The following is an 18,505-nucleotide window of genomic DNA, read 5'->3' on the forward strand; positions in this document are numbered from 1 at the left end:
GGCCAGGAAGTGGCCGCAGTGGACCCTACCGTGGTCCCCATGGAGATCACGCCGTTCCGTATCGACGTTCCGCAGGCCGAGCTGGACGACCTCGCCCGGCGCCTCGACCACACCCGCTGGCCCGACGAGAAGCCCGGCACGGGCCGGACGTTCGGCGCCCCGCTCGACGACGTGCGCGCGCTGACCGGGCACTGGCGCGACGGGTACGACTGGCGGGCCCAGGAGGCGCGGCTCAACGCGTTCCCGCAGTTCACCACGGAGATCGACGGCGACACCGTGCACTTCCTGCACGTGCGCTCGGCCGAGCCCGGCGCGCTCCCGCTCGTGCTCACCCACGGCTGGCCCGGCTCGGTCGTCGAGTTCCTCGACGTCATCGGCCCGCTGACCGACCCGGTCGCCCACGGCGGCGACGCGGCCGACGCCTTCCACGTCGTGGTGCCGACCATCCCAGGCTTCGGGTTCGGCGGACCCGTCTCCGGGCGCACCGCGGAGTCCGTCGCGCCGCTGTGGGCCGAGCTGATGCGCCGGCTCGGCCACGACCGCTACGCCGCGCACGGCGGCGACTTCGGCGCGGTGATCTCCCGCGAGCTCGGGGTCGTCGACCCGCAGCACTGCGCGGCCCTGCACCTCACGCAGATCATGTCGGCGACGGTGACCGCCGAGACCGCCGACATGTCCGACCCGACCGAGCGCCGTGCGGTCGAGCAGGGGTACCGCTACACCTACGAGCTCGGCGGCTACGCGCAGATCCAGGGCACCCGCCCGCAGACGCTCGCGTTCGGGCTGTCCGACTCCCCCGTCGGCCTGCTCGCCTGGATCGCCGACGCGTTCCTCGAGTGGAGCGCCCCCGACGCGGTCCTCGACCGCGACCTGCTGCTCACCAACGTGATGATCTACTGGCTCAACGGCACCGCGGCGTCGGCAGCACGCTACTACCGGGAGGGCGCCGCGAGCTGGGGATCCTCCGACACCCCGTCGACGGTGCCCACGGCCGTCGCGGTGCTCCCCCACGACATCGGCTCCCCGGTCCGCCGGATCGCCGAGCGGACCACCACGATCACCCGCTGGACCGAGCTGGCCGACGGCGGGCACTTCGGGGCGCTGGAGCAGCCCGCCGCGATCGTCGACGACCTGCGCGCGGCACTGCGCCCGCACCGGTGACGCCCGCCCCGGTCGTCCGCTGGCCGGCGGCGGTGTTCGGCCGCGACGACGCGGCGGGCCTCGTAGGATCGGCCGGGTGAGCCTCCCCGACACCGCGCCGGCACCCCTGGACGTCCTGCGCCGGGTCTTCGGCTACGACGCGTTCCGGGGCCCGCAGCAGGAGGTGATCGAGCACGTCTGCGCCGGGGGCGACGCGCTGGTGCTCATGCCCACCGGTGGGGGCAAGTCGCTGTGCTACCAGGTCCCGGCGCTGGTCCGGCCGGGCACGGGGGTCGTGGTCTCCCCGCTGATCGCCCTCATGCAGGACCAGGTCGACGCCCTGCGGGCCCTGGGCGTGCGGGCCGGGTTCCTCAACTCCACCCAGAACCCCGACGAGCGCCGCGACACCGAGCGCGCCTACCTCGACGGCGAGCTCGACCTGCTCTACCTCGCCCCCGAGCGGCTGCGGGTGCCCTCCACCCTGTCGCTGCTCGGGCGCGGCCGGATCGCGCTGTTCGCCATCGACGAGGCGCACTGCGTCGCGCAGTGGGGCCACGACTTCCGGCCCGACTACCTCGCCCTGTCCGACCTGCACGAGCGCTGGCCCGAGGTCCCGCGCATCGCGCTGACCGCCACCGCCACCGAGGCCACCCGCGCCGAGATCGCGCAGCGGCTCGACCTGACCGGCGCCAAGCAGGTCGTCGCGAGCTTCGACCGGCCCAACATCCAGTACCGGATCGCGCCCAAGAACGAGCCCCGCAAGCAGTTGCTGGACCTGCTGCGCACCGAGCACCCCGGCGACGCCGGCATCGTCTACTGCCTGTCGCGCAAGTCGGTGGAGCAGACCGCGGAGTTCCTCGTCGGGCAGGGGATCCCGGCGCTGCCCTACCACGCGGGGCTCGACGCGGGCGTCCGCGCGCGGCACCAGTCGCGCTTCCTGCGGGAGGAGGGCGTCGTCATGTGCGCGACGATCGCGTTCGGCATGGGCATCGACAAGCCCGACGTGCGGTTCGTCGCCCACCTCGACCTGCCCAAGTCCGTGGAGGGCTACTACCAGGAGACCGGTCGCGCGGGCCGCGACGGGCTGCCGTCCACCGCGTGGCTCGCCTACGGCCTGGCCGACGTCGTGCAGCAGCGCAAGATGATCGACGAGTCCGAGGGCGACCGGGCGCACCGGCACCGCCTCGCCCAGCACCTGGACGCGATGCTGGCGCTGTGCGAGACGGTGCAGTGCCGCCGGGTGCGGCTGCTGGACTACTTCGGGCAGGCGAGCGAGCCGTGCGGCAACTGCGACACCTGCCTGTCCCCGCCCGAGTCCTGGGACGGCACCGTGCCCGCCCAGAAGATCCTCTCCGCGGTGTGGCGGCTGAAGAAGGAGCGCAACCAGTCTTTCGGGGCCGGGCATCTGATCGACATCGTCACGGGCAAGCGCACCGCGAAGATCGAGCAGTTCGCCCACGACGAGCTCTCGGTGTTCGGGGTCGGCGCCGACCTGTCGGAGCCGGAGTGGCGCGCGGTCGTCCGGCAGCTGCTCGCCCAAGGGCTGCTCGCCGTCCAGGGCGCGTACCAGACCTTCGCCCTCACCGACGCCAGCGCGGAGGTGCTGCGCGGCGACCGCGAGGTGCCGATGCGGCGCGACCCGGTGAAGGCCACCCGCACCCGGTCCCGGTCCCCCCGCGGCGACGCCCCCGCCCTCGCCCCGGAGCTGGCCCCGGTCTTCGAGCGGCTGCGGGCCTGGCGGGGGGCCACGGCCAAGGAGCAGGGCGTGCCCGCGTACGTGATCTTCCACAACGCGGTGCTGGAGGAGATCGCCACCCGCCGCCCCGACTCCCTGGCCGCGCTGGGCGCGATCAGCGGGATCGGGGAGAACAAGCTGGCCAAGTACGGCCAGGGCGTCCTCGACGCGCTCGCCGACGCCTGACCGCGGTCGCGCAGACCCGGCCCGGGACGGGCTGCACCGTGCGGCGGACGACCTCGTCGGTGCAGGTGTGCCGTGATCGGGAACATCCGCACCGCACGGCCCCCGACAGGGCGGTCACGTGCGGTTCGCGGCGATCATCGCCCGTGGTCGTGACCCTGCGCGAGTCGCGGCCGCCGGGGGTGACGGCGCCCGCCTCGTCGCGATCCCGTATCCGTCGCGGCGGTCCGACGCGCGGGTCGGGTTCCGGTGGGGCCGGCCGCGGGGCTGCCATGCTCGGGGCATGAGGGTGGGGCGGCTGGTCGGGGTGGTGGTCGCGGCGGTGGTGCTGGCGGGGTGCGGGGGCGCGGCGGTCCCGGCCCCGGCCGCGTCGTCCGCGTCCCCGGTCTCGCCCGCGTCCCCGGTCCCGCCCGAATCCCCGACCCCGCCCGCGTCCCCGACACCGGCCCCGGCCCCGGTCGCCACCCCCGCGCCGGACCCGCCCGTCGTCGTCCTCGACCCCGGGCACAACGGCGGCAACGGCGCGAACCCGGCGGAGATCAACCGCCCGGTGCCCGACGGTCGCGGCGGCACCAAGGCCTGCAACACCACCGGCACCGAGACCGACGCCGGGTACCCCGAGCACGCCTTCACCTGGGACGTCGCGCAGCGGGTGCGGCGCGCGCTGGAGGCCGCCGGGGTGCGCGTGGTCCTCACCCGTCCCGACGACGCCGGCGTGGGCCCCTGCGTCGACGAGCGCGGCCGGGCGGGCGAGGCCGCCGACGCCGACGCGGTGGTCTCCGTCCACGCCGACGGCTCCGCCGCGGCGGACCGCGGCTTCCACGTCGCCCTGTCCGACCCGCCGCTCGCCCCCGCGCAGGGCGGAGCGGCCAGGGAGCTGGCCCTCGCCGTCCGTGACGCGATGCGCACCGCGGGCTTCCCCGACTCCGACTACATCGGGGACCAGGCCCTGTCCCCGCGCGGCGACCTCGCGGGCCTCAACCACGCCACCCGCCCGACCGTGCTCGTCGAGTGCGCCAACATGCGCAACCCGGGCGAGGCCGCGCTGGTGTCGAGCGAGGCGGACCGGCAGCGCTACGCGGAGGCGATCGCGGCCGGGATCCTCACGTTCCTGCGGTGAGCCGGTGCAGCATCGGGGGCAACGCCCGCGCGTGCACCACCGCCAGGCGCTGCGTGGCGCGGGTCAGGGCGACGTAGAGGTCGTTGGCCCCGCGCGGGGACTCGTCGAGGATCTCGGCGGGCTCCACGAGCACCACGGCGTCGAACTCCAGCCCCTTGGCCGAGGCGACCGGCAGCACCACGACCGGCGACTCCAGGTCGACGCTCGGGTCGGCCGGGCCGTCGGGGGTGTCCGGGCCCGCCTCCGGTTCTGCCGCGCCGAGCAGGCGCAGCCGCAGGTCCCGGACCCGCGCGGCCGGGGCGAGCACGACGGTGCGCCCGTCGGGCACCGCGCCCGACTCCTCCGCCAGCACCTTGGCCACGACGTCGTCGAGGGCGTCGCCGGCGACGGACACCGCCCGGGGTGGCACGCCGGTGCTGCGGACCGAGCGCGGCGCGGCGAGCCCCGGCTCGATGACGGCCAGCACGTCGTCGGCGACGTCGGCGATCTCCGACGGCGTGCGGTAGTTGACGGTGAGCTGCTCCAGGCGCCAGCGGTTCGCCACGTAGGGCGAGAGCACCTGCGCCCACGAGGAGGCACCGGCCAGGTCGCCGGTCTGGGCGATGTCGCCGACCAGCGTCATCGACCGGCTCGGGCAGCGCCGCATCACCAGCCGCCACGCCATCGCCGAGAGCTCCTGCGCCTCGTCGACGATGACGTGGCCGTAGGTCCACTCCCGGTCGGCCGCGGCCCGCTCGGCGGTGGAGTCGTAGCGGCGCACGGCCTGGCGCTCGGCCAGCCGGTCGGCGTCGACGACGTCGCCCGCGCGCAGCAGCTCGTCGTCGAGGTCCTCCTCCAGGTCGAGGACGTCGAGGACGCCCTGGGCGTAGAGGACCTCCTCGCGCAGCGCCGCCGCCTCGCGGGCGGCCTGCTCGGCGCCGTCGTCGCCGAGCAGCTCGGCGGCCTCGTCGAGCAGCGGGACGTCGGCCGGGGACCAGCGCAGCCCGGGCGGCACGTCGTCGGCGGGGACGGGACGCTCCAGGCGCGCGCGGTCGGCCGCGGGCAGGCGCCGCGCCACCGAGCCCAGCCGCCGGGCGTCGGAGAACAGGTCGGTGAGCAGCTGCTCGGCCGAGAGCGTGGGCCACAGCTCGTCGAGCGCGCGGGTGAGCTCGCGGCTCTCGGTGAGCTCCTCGCGGATGTCGGCGAGGTCGCCCGCGTCGAGGAAGCGCGAGGAGTTCAGCCCCGCGCCGCCCAGCCCACGGGCGGCCTGCTGCGCGAGCAGGTTCACCGCCTCCTTGTGGAAGATCCGCTTGGCCTCGTTGTGCGGCTTGCGGGAGCGGCGGGCCCGGGTGCGCGCGGAGTTCGCGAGGTCCCGGTCGAGCCGGATCCGCTGCCCCTCCACGTCGAGCTCGACGGGACGGCGCGGCACCTGCTGGCGGTCGCGCACGGCCGCGGCGATGACGGCGGCCATGTCGGCCCGCCCCTTCACCTCCGCGGTCTCGGCGGGCTCGGGACGGCGGGCGTCGAGGTTCGGGAACAGCTGCCCGACGGTGCCGAGCACGACGCTGGTCTCCCCCAGCGACGGCAGCACCTGCCCGATGTAGCGCAGGAACGTCGGGTTGGGGCCGACGACGAGCACGCCGCGCCGGGCCAGGCGGTCGCGGTGGGTGTAGAGCAGGTAGGCCGCGCGGTGCAGCGCGACGGCGGTCTTCCCGGTGCCCGGCCCGCCCTGCACCACCAGCACGCCCGAGGGCTTGGACCGGATGACGGCGTCCTGCTCGGACTGGATGGTGGCGACGATGTCGCCCATCCGCCCGGTGCGCCGCGCCCCCACCGCGGCGAGCAGCGCCGCCTCGCTGGTGAGCCCCGACGAGCGGGTGCCGGCGTCGGCGGCGTCGAGGTCGAGCACCTCGTCGTCGATGGCCAGGACCTCGCGGCGGCGGGTGCGCAGGTGCCGGCGCCGGCGCATGCCCTCCGGCGACGCCGCCGTGGCGGTGTAGAAGGGCTGCGCGGCGGGCGCGCGCCAGTCCATCAGCAGCGGCTCGTAGTCGTGGTCCTCGTCGAGCAGGCCCAGCCGGCCGATGTAGCGCCGCTCCCCCGGCGAGCCGTCGGGTTCGTCGGCGGCGTCGAGGCGGCCGAACGCCAGCCCGTGCTCGGCGGCCCGCAGCGCCGCGAGCCGGTCGGTGTACATCGCGGCGGCCGCGTCGCGCTCGGTGAGCGCCTGCGGGGTGCCGACGGTCTCCTCGTGCAGGGCGTCGTGCAGCCGCTGCGCCGTCTCCGCGCGCCGGGCGTCGAGCCTGCCGTAGAGCATGGCGACGTAGCGGCGCTCGTGCTCGATGCCGTCGTCGGGGCGCTCACCCGCGTTGTCCTCGACGCCGGGCGACCCGGGGGACGTGCTGTTCGACACCGGCGGATCACCTTCACGGGCTCGAGAAACGGCGACTGTCCAAGCTACCAGCGCGGCTGCGGCGACCGCCGCGGGCGTTTCCGCCGCCCGGCCCACGGGTATGCCGTGTGGTGCCCGCACCCGAGGCCTCCCGCGACTCCGAGTACGCCCACCTCGAGCCCCTCTTCGCCGAGCTGGCCGCCCTTCCCGCCGACCATCCCGACCGCGCCGAGGTGCGGTCGCGCCTGGTCACCGGCCACCTCCCGGTCGTCCGGCACATCGCCCGCCGGTTCTCCGGCCGGGGCGAGCCGGCCGACGACCTGGAGCAGGCCGGCACGATCGGGCTGCTCGGAGCCGTCGACCGCTTCGACCCCGCGCACGGCAGCGACTTCCTGTCCTACGCCGTGCCCACGATCACCGGGGAGATCCGCAGGCACTTCCGCGACCGCACCTGGGCGATGCGGGTGCCCCGGCGGCTCAAGGACCTGCAGTCGACGATCTCGGGTGCGGTCGGGCCGCTGTCGCAGGAGCTGGGCCGGGCGCCGCGCCCCAGCGAGATCGCCGCGCGCCTGGGCCTGTCCGTCGACGAGGTGCTGGAGGGTCTCGACGCCCAGCAGGCCTACCGCAACACCTCGCTCGACGAGCTGGTCGCGGGCGGGGAGACCCCGCTGGCCGACACGCTGGGTTCCGCCGACGCCGCGCTGGAGAACGTGGAGTACCGGGAGACCCTCGCGCCCCTGCTCGACGAGCTGGCGCCGCGCGAGCGGACCATCCTGGTGCTGCGCTTCTTCGGCAACATGACGCAGACCCAGATCGCCGACCGGGTCGGGGTGTCGCAGATGCACGTGTCGCGGCTGCTCGCGCAGACCCTGCGGCAGCTGCGGGAGAAGCTCAACGCGGCGGGCTGAGCCCAGCGTCACCGCCGTCACCGCGCAGGGGCCGGGGCAGCACGAACCACAGCCCCACCAGCACGATCCCCACCCCGACGGCCGCGGGCACCGCGAACCACCGCCCGACAGCGACGTCGAGGACCAGGAGCACCGCTCCGGTGAGGGTGAGCGCGAGCGTCGCCAGTCCGGTGACGAACAGGCGCTGCCCGAAGCGCACCGTCTCGGCCTTGACGCCGTGCCCGAACGTCACCCGGTGCGCCGCGGCGGGCCCGACCAGCAGGCCCGCCGTCAGCACCGAGAGCAGCAGCGTCACCACGTAGGTCCAGCGCTGCATCTCGTCGATCCGGCCGAACCGCTCGGTGAACGACAGCGTCAGCAGGAACGCGAACAGGATCTGCACCCCGGTCTGGGCGACGCGCAGCTCCTGCAGCAGTTCGAGCATGTTGCGGTCGGCCCGCTGCAGCGGGCCCTCGCCACGATCGTCCGGCCGGACCATCGCCGCAGGTCAGCCTCGTTCGACCGCGTCCACGACGGCCGCGCAGAACGCGTCGAGGTCGTCGGGGTTGCGGCTGGTGATCAGGTTCCCGTCCACCGCCACCTCCTCGTCGACGACGGTCGCGCCCGCGTTGCGCAGGTCGGTCCAGACGCTGGGGAACGAGGTGAGCGTGCGGCCCTGCACGACACCCGCGTCGATCAGCGTCCACGGGGCGTGACAGATCGCGGCGACGGGCTTGCCTGCGGTCACGAACGCCTGCACCAGGTACCGGGCGTCGTCGTCGACGCGGAGCTTGTCGCCGTTGACGGTGCCACCGGGCATGAGCAGCGCGTCGTAGTCGTCGACGGAGACGGCCCCCACGACCCGGTCGACCGCGAAGGTCTCCGCCGGCTCGATGTCGCCGTTCATCGCCTGGATCTTGCCCTCGGCGATCGACACCAGGTCGACCGTCGCGCCGTGGGCCAGCACCGCGTCGCGCGGGGCCGTCAGCTCCACCTGCTCGACGCCGTCGGTGGCGAGCATCGCGATCCGCTTGCCGTTGAGCCTGTCCGTCATGTGCTGCCTCTCGTCGGTCCTCGGGTGGACGAGCGGTGGTTACCCGGTCCGCGGCGGGGTACTCGCGCACCATGAGCGAGTTCGAGAAGGGCGACCACGTCACCTGGCGGACCCACGGCACGACCACCGAGGGCACCGTCGAGGAGAAGATCACCGACGACACCGAGGCCGCCGGACGCACCGTGCGCGCCTCCGAGGACGACCCGCAGTACCGGGTGCGCAGCGACAAGAGCGGCAAGGACGCCGTGCACAAGCCCGACGCCCTGGAGAAGGACGACTAGCCCACGACCGCGGTGTCGGCGTGCTCGCGGCACGTCGCCACCTCGGGACGGGCCTCGAGACGCTCGTCGTCGATCGCCGTGCCGCACACCGCGCAGGTGCCGTAGGTGCCGTTCTCGACGCGTTCCAGCGCCTCCTGCACCGACCGGCGCTGGTCGGCGACGGTGTCGACGAGCATCTCGGAGTCCATCGCCTCGGCGGTCTCGGAGCCGTAGTCACCGGGGTGCTGGCCCAGGGCGCCCTCCTCGGTGCCGCCGGAGGCCTCGGCGCGGGTGCGCTCGGCGAAGCGGGCGCGCTCGTCGAGGCTCTCCAGCTCGGTGGTGAGCAGCGTGCGGGCGGTGTCGAGGTCCACGGGGGTCCTTCCGGGTGGGGAGACATGAACACGGGTGCATACCCCGATGTCCCCCGCCCGAACCGCCCGTCAGCCGCCGGGGTGCCGGGCCCGGGGCGCCCGGCCGAACGGCTGCTCCACCGGGTCCACGCGCTGCGGGTCGGGGTTGACCCGCAGCACCGGGTCCTCGGCCAGCGCGAGCGCCTCGCCGTGGTGGGTCAGGCGCATCGGGGGGCCGCTGACCAGCTGGTACTGGGTGCCGTCCGGGGTGACCTCGATACGCAGCTGGCGCCCCTGCCAGCGCAGGCCGAACGAGATCCGCGACAGCGCGGGGGGCAGCCGGGGCGCGAACCGCAGGCCGGTGGAGTCGCACTGCATCCCGCCGAAGCCCTGGACGACCGCGATCCAGGTGCCCGCCATCGACGCGATGTGCACGCCGTGGTCGGAGTTGCCCGCGAGGTCGTTCAGGTCGACCAGCGCCGACTCCGCGAGGTAGTCGAAGGCCAGGTCCAGGTGCCCGCAGCGGGCCGCCATCACCGCCTGCGTGCACGCCGAGAGCGACGAGTCGCGCACCGTGATCGCTTCGTAGTAGGCGAAGTTGCGCTCCACCTGGTCCGGGGTGAACGCGTCGGGCCGCAGCTGCATGGCCAGCACCAGGTCGGCCTGCTTGGAGACCTGCTTCCGGTACAGGTCGAAGTAAGGGACGTTGAGCAGCAGCGGGTACATGTCGGGCTTGGTGTTCTCGAAGTCCCACACCTGGTGGTCGGTGAAGCCCTCCGACTGCGGGTGCACGCCGAGGCTCTCGTCGTAGGGGATCCGCATCGACGTCGCCGCGTCGCGCCAGCTCGCCATCTCCTCGGCGTCGACGCCGAGCTTGGCCGCCGCACGGGAGTGCCGGGCCGCGGTGTCGGCGGCGACGCGCAGGTTCAGCTGCGCCATGAGGTTGGTGTAGACGTTGTTGTCGACGATCGCGGTGTACTCGTCCGGGCCGGTGACCCCGTCGATGCGGAACTCCCCCGCCGAGTCGTGGTGGCCCAGCGAGCGCCACAGCCGCGCGGTCTCCACCAGCAGCTCGAGCCCGACCTCCTTCTCGAACTCGATGTCGCCGGTGGCCGCGACGTGGCGGCGCACGGCGTCGGCGATGTCGGCGTTGATGTGGAACGCCGCGGTGCCCGCCGGCCAGTAGCCCGAGCACTCGTGGCCGCGGATGGTGCGCCACGGGAAGGCCGCGCCCTTGAGCCCCAGCTGCTCGGCGCGCTCCTTGGCCAGCGGCAGGATCGACTGCCGCCAGCGCAGCGCGTCGGCGGCGGCCTCGGGGGCGACGTGGCTGAGCAGCTGCAGGCAGAACGTCTCGGTGTCCCAGAACGTGTGCCCGTCGTAGCCGGGGCCGGTGAGCCCCTTGGCCCCGATGGCCCGGCGCTCGGCGCGCGCCCCGGCCTGCAGCACGTGGAAGATCGCGACGCGGACGGCCTGCTGCAGCTCCGCGTCGCCGTCGATCTCGATGTCGGCGGTGAGCCAGAAGTCGTCGAGGTAGGCGCGCTGCTCGTCGACCAGCCCGGACCAGCCGGTGTAGCGGGCCGCGGCCAGCGCGGCCCGGACCTGGTCGTGCACGGCCGAGAGCGAGCGCCGCGAGGACCAGCCGTAGGCCAGGTACTTCACGACGGTCAGCCGACGGCCGGGCTCCAGCCGCGAGATGATCGTGGTGCGGGCGATGTCGGGGGTGGCCTCGGAGGAGATCTGCAGGCCGTCGGGCCCGTGCACCTCGTGGTCCATCGCCGCGGCCACCCGCAGCCCCGACGCGCGGGTCTGGTGCACCAGCGTGGCGCTGGTCTCGCCGTGCCGGTGCTGCTCGGCCACCAGCGGGTCGGTCATCGCGGCCTCGACGCGCGGGTCGTCGTCGTCGCGGGCGGGCAGGGCCTCGTTGGCGACCAGCTCGGACTGGACGACCAGCAGCGCCGAGCCCGGATCGATCGGCCCGGCGAGCACCTCGACCTCGTAGCGGATGGCGGCAATCGCCCGCTGGGTGAGCGACACCAGCCGCTCGGTGCGCAGCCGCACCACCCGACCGGCCGGGGACTCCCACTCGACCTCGCGGGTCAACGTGCCCGCCTGCAGGTCCAGCACCCGCTCGTGGCGGTGCACGCGGCCGTAGCGCAGGTCCAGCGGCTCGTCCTCCACCAGCAGCCGGATCAGCTTGCCGTTGGTGACGTTGATGATCGTCTGGCCGGACTCGGGGTAGCCGTAGCCGCCCTCGGCGTACGGGAGCGGGCGCTTCTCGTAGAACGAGTTCAGGTAGGTGCCCGGGGTGTCGTGCGGCTCGCCCTCATCGAGGTTGCCGCGCAGGCCGATGTGGCCGTTGGACAGCGCGAAGACCGACTCGGCCTGGCCGAGTGCCGCCAGGTCGAGGTTCGGCTCGCGCACCACCCACGGCTCGACGGTGAACGCCCGCCCGGGATCGGGACTCACAGCAGCTCCTCCAGGTCCTCGACGACCACCTCGGCCCCCTCGGCGCGGAGCTTGTCGGCGTGGTCGAGGCGGTCGACCCCCACCACGAACCCGAACCCGCCCGCCTTCCCGGCCGCCACCCCGGCGATGGCGTCCTCGAACACGGCGGCGTGGGCCTTGTCGACGCCCAGGTCGGCGGCCGCGGCGAGGAACGTGTCGGGGGCCGGCTTGCCGGGCAGCCCCCGCTCCCTGGCCGTCACGCCGTCGACGCGGTGGTCGATGTACTGCGCGAGGTCGGCGACGCGCAGCACCTGCTCGGCGTTGGCGCTCGACGACACGACAGCGGTGGCCAGGCCCGCGTCGCGGACGGCGCGCAGGTAGCGGACCGAGCCCGGGTACACCTCCACCCCGACGGAGACGATCTTCTCCTGCACCAGCTCGTTCTTGATCGTCGAGAGCCGCACGAGCTCGTCGTGGTCGAGCTCGATGCCGCGCGAGCGCAGGAACGAGTCGGTGCCGTCGAGCCGCGGCTTGCCGTCGACGTAGGGGCCGTAGTCGGCGGTGACGTCGAACGGGCGGTAGCCCTCGCCGTCGCGCTCGCGCAGATAGTCGTCGAACATCTGCTTCCAGGCGGCGGCGTGGACGCTCGCGGTGTCGGTGAGTACGCCGTCGAGGTCGAAGAGGCACGCGCGCGTGCCGTCGGGGAGGCCCAGCATGGGGCGAACCGTACCCACTGCATCGATCACGGCCGAGCGGTGCCCGCCCGGAGTTCACCCGGCGTCGACCCGGTCACGGGCCGGGGCCGGCGAACCGCAGCCGGGCGGTCTCCCCCGCCGCGGTGACCGCGACCTCGCACCCGGCGTCGTCGCGGCGGGCGGCGACGGACAGCAGGCCCCCCTCCCGCCGCGGTTCGATGCCCTTCTGCACGGCCTCCCGGACCACCGTCAGCACCGCCATCGTCGGCACCGGGACCGGGGCGACCTCGTCGTCGAGGTCGATCTCGACCCGCAGCCGCGGCCCGAACCGGGCCTGCTCGATCTGCAGGTAGGCCCGCACCGACTCCATCTCGCGCGCCACCGTGCTCTCCGGCGGGCCGTCGGCGGTACGGGACAGGTCGGCGAAGCCGAACAGCAACTCCCGGGCCCGGAACGGGTCGGTGCGGATCAGGGCGGCGATGGTGTTGAGGGAGTTGTAGACGAAGTGCTGCTCCAGACGGCGGACCTCCGGAGCGGCCGGCTCCCCCGCCGGGACGGCGGCGGGGGCGGCCTGCACCGGGGACGCGTCGACCGTCACACCGGGCCCGGAGGCCGCGGCACCGGATGCGGACGTCCCGTCCGGGGAGCCGGACGCGGTCCGCCCGGCGGTGGGGACGGCGGCCGCCGTCCCGGATCCCGGAGCGCCGGGACCGGCACCCGTGGCGCCGGCGGACGGCCGGGCCGCGGCGGGTGCGGGCGGGCCGCCGGGCTCGGCAGCGGTGCCGGGCTCGGGAGCGGTGCCGGGCTCGGGCGGGGGGCCGGGCTCGGGCGGGCCGGCGGGGGCGGGCGGGGTGCTGGGGACGGGCGGGGTGCTGGGGGCGGGCGGGACCGCCCACTGCGAGTCGTCGAGGTCGTCGAGCCGGGCCAGCCCGCGCCAGAGCGGCAGCCGCATCCGCGTGCCGCCGACCCAGCCGGTGAACTCGACGAGGCCCACCAGGTCGGGCAGCACCCACACCGCGTGCCGGGCGGCGTCCTCGGGCAGTGCGGTGGTGAACGGCGACTCGTCCCGGGCGCCGCCACGCAGGTCGGCGTCGAGGCGGCGGCGCTCCTCGACCCCGATGCCGACGCGCCCGACGTAGCGCAGCCGGTCGCCGTCGGGCGCGCCGAGCAGCAGGGTGCCGATCGCGTCGGGGCGGTGCGGGTCGGTCGGCGTCCACCCCCCGATGACGACCTGGCGCGTGCGCTGCACCGGCACGCGCAGCCAGAACTTGGACCGGCCGCCGGGCCGGTAGCGGGCACCGAGGTGCCGGGCGTGGAAGGCGTCGATGCCCTCGGCCGCGGCGATCCGCATGATCGACCCCAGCTCGGTGGCCGGGAACAGGGCCGTCGTCCACACCGGGGCGCCGTCGAGCCCGAGGCCCTCCAGCAGCGCGCGACGCTCGCGGTAGGGCAGGCCGGTGGTGTCGTGGCCGTCGAAGAAGAGCAGGTCGGCGACCTGCAGGTCGACCGGGACGGCCGCGATGTCGTGCTCGCTGGGCTTGTAACGGGAGTGCCGGCGCTTGAGCAGCCGGGGCCGGGCGGCGTGCTCCTCGCCGCGAGCGACGATCGTGCCGTCGAGCACCATCCCGCCCGGCGGGCAGCGGGCCAGCAGCGGGGCCGAGAACTCGGGATAGGCGTGGGTCATGGAGTTGTCGGCGCCGGACAACAGCCGCACCCGGCCCGCGCGACCCGGACCCGGCGGGTGGACGTAGGCGACGCAGCGGTGGCCGGTCCACGCCACCTCGACACGCCAGTCCGGCCCGGTCGGCGGGTCGCCCGAGGTCACCGCGGGCATCATCGGCGGGACGAGGCGGGGCACGCCGTCGTCGGATGCGGCCCCCGTCACGGGCGTCACCGTATCCGCCCACCCCCACCTCCGGCACCGCCGCGGCGCACAGGGGACGATCGGGGCACCATGACGCTCACCGACCGCCTCCCGCCCGGCTCCGCCGACTCCCCCGTCGATCCCGACGCCCTCGTCGAGGCGTTCACCGACTGGGCCTTCGAGGAGCAGGGCCTGTCGCTGTACCCGGCGCAGGAGGAGGCACTGCTGGAGCTGGTCACCGGCAGCAACGTGATCCTCTCGACGCCCACCGGGTCCGGGAAGTCGCTGGTGGCGATCGGGGCGCACGCCGCGGCGCTGGCGCGCGGGCAGCGCACGTTCTACACGGCCCCGATCAAGGCGCTGGTCAGCGAGAAGTTCTTCGCCCTGATCGACGTGTTCGGCCCCGACAAGGTCGGCATGCTCACCGGGGACGCCGCGGTCAACGAGCAGGCGCCGATCATCTGCTGCACCGCGGAGATCCTGGCCAACATCGCGCTGCGGTCCGGCCGCGACGCCGACGTCGGCTCGGTCGTGATGGACGAGTTCCACTTCTACGCCGACCCCGACCGCGGCTGGGCCTGGCAGGTGCCGCTGATCGAGCTGCCGCAGGCGCAGTTCCTGCTGATGAGCGCGACGCTGGGCGACGTCTCGTTCTTCGAGGAGGACCTGACGCGGCGCACCGGCCGGCCCACCGCCGTCATCACCTCCGTCGAGCGGCCGGTGCCGCTGCTCTACCAGTACGTCTACACCCCGGTGCACGAGACGATCACCGAGCTGATCACGACCAGCCAGGCGCCGGTGTACGTCGTGCACTTCACCCAGCAGTCGGCGATCGAGCGGGCGCAGTCGCTGATGAGCGTCAACGTCACGTCGAAGGAGGACAAGGCGGCCATCGCCGCCCTGATCGGGAACTTCCGGTTCACCTCCGGGTTCGGCAAGACGCTGTCGCGGCTGGTGCGCCACGGGATCGGCGTGCACCACGCGGGCATGCTCCCCCGCTACCGGCGGCTGGTGGAGACCCTCGCGCAGGCCGGGCTGCTGCGGGTCATCTGCGGCACCGACACCCTCGGCGTCGGGATCAACGTGCCGATCCGCACGGTGCTGTTCACCGCCCTGGCCAAGTACGACGGCACCCGCACCCGACCGCTCAAGGCACGCGAGTTCCACCAGATCGCCGGACGGGCGGGCCGGGCGGGCTACGACACCGTCGGCACCGTGGTGTCGCAGGCGCCGGACCACGAGGTGGAGAACGCCCGGCGGGTCGCGAAGGCCGGTGACGACGCGAAGAAGCTCAAGCGGGTGGTGCGCACCCAGCCGCCGGAGGGTTTCGTCGGCTGGTCGCAGGTGAGCTTCGAGAAGCTGCAGACCGCCCAACCCGAGGCGCTGACCAGCCACTTCCAGGTCACGCACGCCATGTTGCTCAACGTCATCTCCCGGCCGGGCGACGCGTTCGCGGCCATGCGGCACCTGCTGGAGGACAACCACGAGCCGCGGCCCCGCCAGCGCCGCCACATCCTGCGGGCGATCGCCATCTACCGGGCGCTGCGGGCCTCCGGTGTGGTGGAGGAGCTCCCCGAGCCGGACGCGGAGGGCCGGCGGGTGCGGGTGGTCGGCGACCTGCAGCTCGACTTCGCCCTCAACCAGCCGCTGTCGCCGTTCGCACTGGCGTCGCTGGAGCTGCTGGACCGGGAGTCCCCCGGCTACGCGATGGACGTGCTCTCGGTCGTCGAGGCCACCCTCGACGACCCCCGCCAGGTCCTCTACGCCCAGCAGAGCAAGGCCAAGGGCGAGGCCGTCGCCGCGATGAAGGCCGAGGGCATCGAGTACGAGGAGCGGATGGCGCTGCTCGAGGACGTCACCTGGCCCAAGCCGCTCGACGAGCTGCTGAACGCCGCGCTGGAGACCTACCGCCGCGGGGCACCGTGGGTCGAGGACGCCCGGCTGTCGCCCAAGTCGGTGGCCCGCGACATGTTCGAGCGCTCGATGACCTTCGTGGAGTACGTCTCGCACTACCAGCTCGCGCGGTCGGAGGGCCTGGTGCTGCGCTACCTGGCCGACACCTACCGGGCGCTGCGCCAGACCGTGCCCGACCAGGCCCGCACCGAGGAGCTGACCGACGTCATCGAGTGGCTCGGCGAGCTGGTGCGCCAGGTCGACTCCTCGCTGCTCGACGAGTGGGAGGCGCTCGCGGCCGGTGCCGGCACCGGCGACGAGATCGTGCCCCCCTCGCTCGACACCGGGCCCGCGGGCGTCACCCGCAACGTGCGCGCGTTCCGGGTGCTGGTGCGCAACGCGATGTTCCGCCGCGTCGAGCTGGCCGCGTTCCGGCGCTGGGACCTGCTCGGCGAGCTCGACGGCGCCGCGGGCTGGGACGCCGCGGCCTGGCGCGAGGCGCTGCTGCCCTACTTCGAGCTCCACGGCGACACCATGACCGCGATCGGCACCGGCCCCGACGCCCGCGGGCCCCAGCTCATCACGATCACCGCCGAGCCCGAGCGCTGGCTGGTGCGCCAGGTCCTCGACGACCCCGACGGCGACCACGACTGGGCGATCACCGCCGAGGTCGACCTCGCCGCGTCCGACGAGGAGGGCGCGCCGGTCGTGTGGGTCACCGGGGTGGAGCCGCTGGGCGGGTTCTCCCCCGCCCCCTGACCGGCCGTCCGGCGCCGCACGCCGCGGCATCCCGTCCCGGCTCGACCGACCGACGGGTCCTCCTCCGCCCGCAGCGAGGGTCGTCGAAAGATTGACCGGAGGAAGGCGTCAATGTATCAATGACCAATGAAGTACGAGGAGGCCCAGCGCTGGCTCGAACGCGCCGACCCGTCGATCGCGAAGCAGCGCGAGTCGATCACCCAGCAGCTCGACGGCCTGAAGGAACGGGCGAACACCGGCGTGCTCACCCACGACGGGGCCGCGGCCTGGTACGCCCTGGTGCAGGAGATGCGCCGGCTCGCGGACTACTACGAGCGTGACCTCATCCGCAAGCTCCGCTCCGACGGGCTGACCTGGCAGCAGACCGCCGACGCCGTGCAGGCCCAGCTGTCGAGCCGGCAGGCCGCCCAGGGCAAATGGAAGCGGCTGATCGACCCGGGACGGCGCACCACCACCGGCGACATGCAGCGCGGCGGGCGGCGCAAGCAGACCCCGACCCCACCCGCCGCGACCTGACTCCCCCGTCCGCACGTGGTGGCGCCGACGGCTACCCGAGCGGGCTGCGCGGCAGCAGGCGGTCGGCGATGATCTTGCGCTGAATCTCGCTGGTGCCCTCGAAGATCGTGGTGAGGCGGGCGTCGCGCCAGTGCCGCTCCACCTGGTGCTCGGTGGTGTAGCCGTTGCCGCCGTGCAGCTGGATGCCGTCGCCGGTGACCTCGGCGGCCATCTCGGTGGCCATCAGCTTCACCATCGCGGCCTCCCGCTCGCACGGCTGCCCGAGGTCGATCAGGTGGGCGACGTGCTGGTAGAACGCCCGGGCCTGCTCGACGCGCGCGGCCATGTCGGCGAGGGTGAAGCGGACGGCCTGGAAGTCGCCGATCGGGTGCTCGAACTGCTCGCGGTCCTGCAGGTAGCCGATGCAGTCCTCGACCGCCGCCCGCGCCAGCCCCACGGCCCGGGCCGCGGTGTGCACCCGGGCGATGTTGAGCCACTTCTGGGCGTCGGCGAACCCGGCCGTCCCGATCTGGTTGCCCACCGGCACCCGGAAGCCGTCGAACTCCAGGTCCCAGGTGACGAAGCCGTGGTAGCCGATCTTGTCGATGGGGCGGCCGGTGATGCCGTCGGGGAAGGTGTCGCGCTCCTTCTCCACCAGCAGCGTGGCCAGCCCGGCCGAGCGCTTCTCGTCGGGCCCGGGATCGGCGGTGCGCACCAGCACCTGGATGAAGTCGGCGGCCTTCGCGTTGCCGGTCCAGCGCTTGCGCCCGGTGACGACGAACTCGTCGCCGTCGCGGACGGCGCGGGTGGCGACGCCCGCCAGGTCGGAGCCCGCGTCCGGCTCGGACAGCGCGATGGCCCCGATCCACTCCCCCTTGGCGCTGCGCCGCAACAGCTCCGCGCGCCGCGCCGGGTCGGCCACGTCGGTGCCGGCGCCCTGCGCGCGGGCGATGATGCTGCCGACGCTCATCCACGCCCTGGCCAGCTCCTCGGCCACCATGCAGTACTCGAACGCGCCCAGGCCCATGCCGCCGTGCTCGCGGTCGACGGTGATGCCGAACCAACCCTCCCCCGCCATCTCCTCGAGCAGCGACCGGGGGATCTCGCCCTTCACCGGGTCCAGCTCGTCGGCGACGGGGAGCACCCGCTCCGCGGCGAACGTGCGGGCCCGCGCCTGCAGCGCCTCGCGCTCGGGGGTGTGGTACGGCGGGGAGACGACGGGGACGGGGGGCGGCATCGGATCGTCGGTGGTCACCCGCA

15 protein-coding genes are annotated in these 18,505 nt (G+C 74.3%); 7 read left to right on the forward strand and 8 right to left on the reverse strand.

Annotated elements, in window-relative coordinates; translation table 11 throughout:
- Positions 1-39: 39 nt before the first annotated feature.
- The 3 genes from PHY01_RS02270 to PHY01_RS02280 all read left to right on the forward strand — a co-directional run bounded on the left by PHY01_RS02270 (position 40) and on the right by PHY01_RS02280 (position 4,178).
- Complete coding sequence (locus PHY01_RS02270; protein WP_141276500.1) at positions 40-1,161, forward strand: epoxide hydrolase family protein; 1,122 nt, start codon at positions 40-42, stop codon at positions 1,159-1,161.
- 76 nt (positions 1,162-1,237) lie between these two features.
- On the forward strand, positions 1,238-3,061 hold the full coding sequence (recQ, locus tag PHY01_RS02275; protein ID WP_141276501.1) for a DNA helicase RecQ: 1,824 nt from the start codon (positions 1,238-1,240) through the stop codon (positions 3,059-3,061).
- 280 nt (positions 3,062-3,341) lie between these two features.
- Positions 3,342-4,178, forward strand: a complete 837-nt coding sequence (locus PHY01_RS02280) for an N-acetylmuramoyl-L-alanine amidase (RefSeq protein ID WP_141276502.1) — start codon at positions 3,342-3,344, stop codon at positions 4,176-4,178.
- Here PHY01_RS02280 and PHY01_RS02285 read toward each other — a convergent pair.
- Complete coding sequence (locus tag PHY01_RS02285) at positions 4,162-6,564, reverse strand: HelD family protein (RefSeq protein ID WP_502266614.1); 2,403 nt, start codon at positions 6,562-6,564, stop codon at positions 4,162-4,164. The genes PHY01_RS02280 and PHY01_RS02285 overlap by 17 nt on opposite strands.
- Positions 6,565-6,674: 110 nt before the next feature.
- On the opposite strand from PHY01_RS02285, the gene PHY01_RS02290 reads away from it, so the two are divergent.
- The gene (locus tag PHY01_RS02290) at positions 6,675-7,451 is read left to right on the forward strand and encodes an RNA polymerase sigma factor SigF (RefSeq protein WP_246085635.1); all 777 of its coding nucleotides are present in this window, start codon (positions 6,675-6,677) and stop codon (positions 7,449-7,451) included.
- Here PHY01_RS02290 and PHY01_RS02295 read toward each other — a convergent pair.
- Positions 7,435-7,929, reverse strand: a complete 495-nt coding sequence (locus tag PHY01_RS02295) for a DUF6328 family protein (RefSeq protein ID WP_141276504.1) — start codon at positions 7,927-7,929, stop codon at positions 7,435-7,437. The two genes, PHY01_RS02290 and PHY01_RS02295, sit on opposite strands and share 17 nt — an antisense overlap.
- Positions 7,930-7,938: 9 nt before the next feature.
- Entirely contained in the window at positions 7,939-8,484 is a 546-nt protein-coding gene (locus PHY01_RS02300; protein ID WP_141276505.1) for a type 1 glutamine amidotransferase domain-containing protein, read from the reverse strand.
- A 71-nt stretch (positions 8,485-8,555) separates the two neighbouring features.
- Between PHY01_RS02300 and PHY01_RS02305 the strand changes: the two genes are divergently transcribed.
- Positions 8,556-8,765, forward strand: a complete 210-nt coding sequence (locus tag PHY01_RS02305; protein ID WP_141276506.1) for a hypervirulence associated TUDOR domain-containing protein — start codon at positions 8,556-8,558, stop codon at positions 8,763-8,765.
- Here the strand turns inward: PHY01_RS02305 and PHY01_RS26950 are convergent.
- The 4 genes from PHY01_RS26950 to PHY01_RS02325 all read right to left on the reverse strand — a co-directional run bounded on the left by PHY01_RS26950 (position 8,762) and on the right by PHY01_RS02325 (position 14,119).
- Positions 8,762-9,115, reverse strand: a complete 354-nt coding sequence (locus PHY01_RS26950; RefSeq protein WP_218029974.1) for a TraR/DksA family transcriptional regulator — start codon at positions 9,113-9,115, stop codon at positions 8,762-8,764. The two genes, PHY01_RS02305 and PHY01_RS26950, sit on opposite strands and share 4 nt — an antisense overlap.
- 69 nt (positions 9,116-9,184) lie before the next feature.
- Positions 9,185-11,560, reverse strand: a complete 2,376-nt coding sequence (locus tag PHY01_RS02315) for a glycoside hydrolase family 65 protein (protein ID WP_141276507.1) — start codon at positions 11,558-11,560, stop codon at positions 9,185-9,187.
- A complete protein-coding gene (locus PHY01_RS02320; protein WP_141276508.1) occupies positions 11,557-12,255 on the reverse strand; it encodes a beta-phosphoglucomutase family hydrolase in 699 nt (232 codons plus the stop codon). Before PHY01_RS02320 ends, PHY01_RS02315 begins: the two co-directional genes overlap by 4 nt.
- Positions 12,256-12,328: 73 nt before the next feature.
- Positions 12,329-14,119, reverse strand: a complete 1,791-nt coding sequence (locus PHY01_RS02325; RefSeq protein ID WP_141276509.1) for an ATP dependent DNA ligase — start codon at positions 14,117-14,119, stop codon at positions 12,329-12,331.
- Between the two features lie 69 nt (positions 14,120-14,188).
- Here PHY01_RS02325 and PHY01_RS02330 point away from each other — a divergent pair, with 69 nt between their 5' ends.
- The gene (locus PHY01_RS02330; protein WP_141276510.1) at positions 14,189-16,750 is read left to right on the forward strand and encodes a DEAD/DEAH box helicase; all 2,562 of its coding nucleotides are present in this window, start codon (positions 14,189-14,191) and stop codon (positions 16,748-16,750) included.
- Between the two features lie 126 nt (positions 16,751-16,876).
- Positions 16,877-17,266 (forward strand): hypothetical protein, encoded by a 390-nt coding sequence (locus tag PHY01_RS02335; protein WP_141276511.1) that lies wholly within the window; start codon positions 16,877-16,879, stop codon positions 17,264-17,266.
- 31 nt (positions 17,267-17,297) lie between these two features.
- On the opposite strand, the gene PHY01_RS02340 is transcribed toward PHY01_RS02335, so the two are convergent.
- Complete coding sequence (locus tag PHY01_RS02340; protein ID WP_246085636.1) at positions 17,298-18,500, reverse strand: acyl-CoA dehydrogenase family protein; 1,203 nt, start codon at positions 18,498-18,500, stop codon at positions 17,298-17,300.
- Between the last annotated feature and the right edge of the window lie 5 nt (positions 18,501-18,505).

Source organism: Pseudonocardia hydrocarbonoxydans (assembly GCF_006539565.1).
GTDB lineage: Bacteria > Actinomycetota > Actinomycetes > Mycobacteriales > Pseudonocardiaceae > Pseudonocardia > Pseudonocardia hydrocarbonoxydans.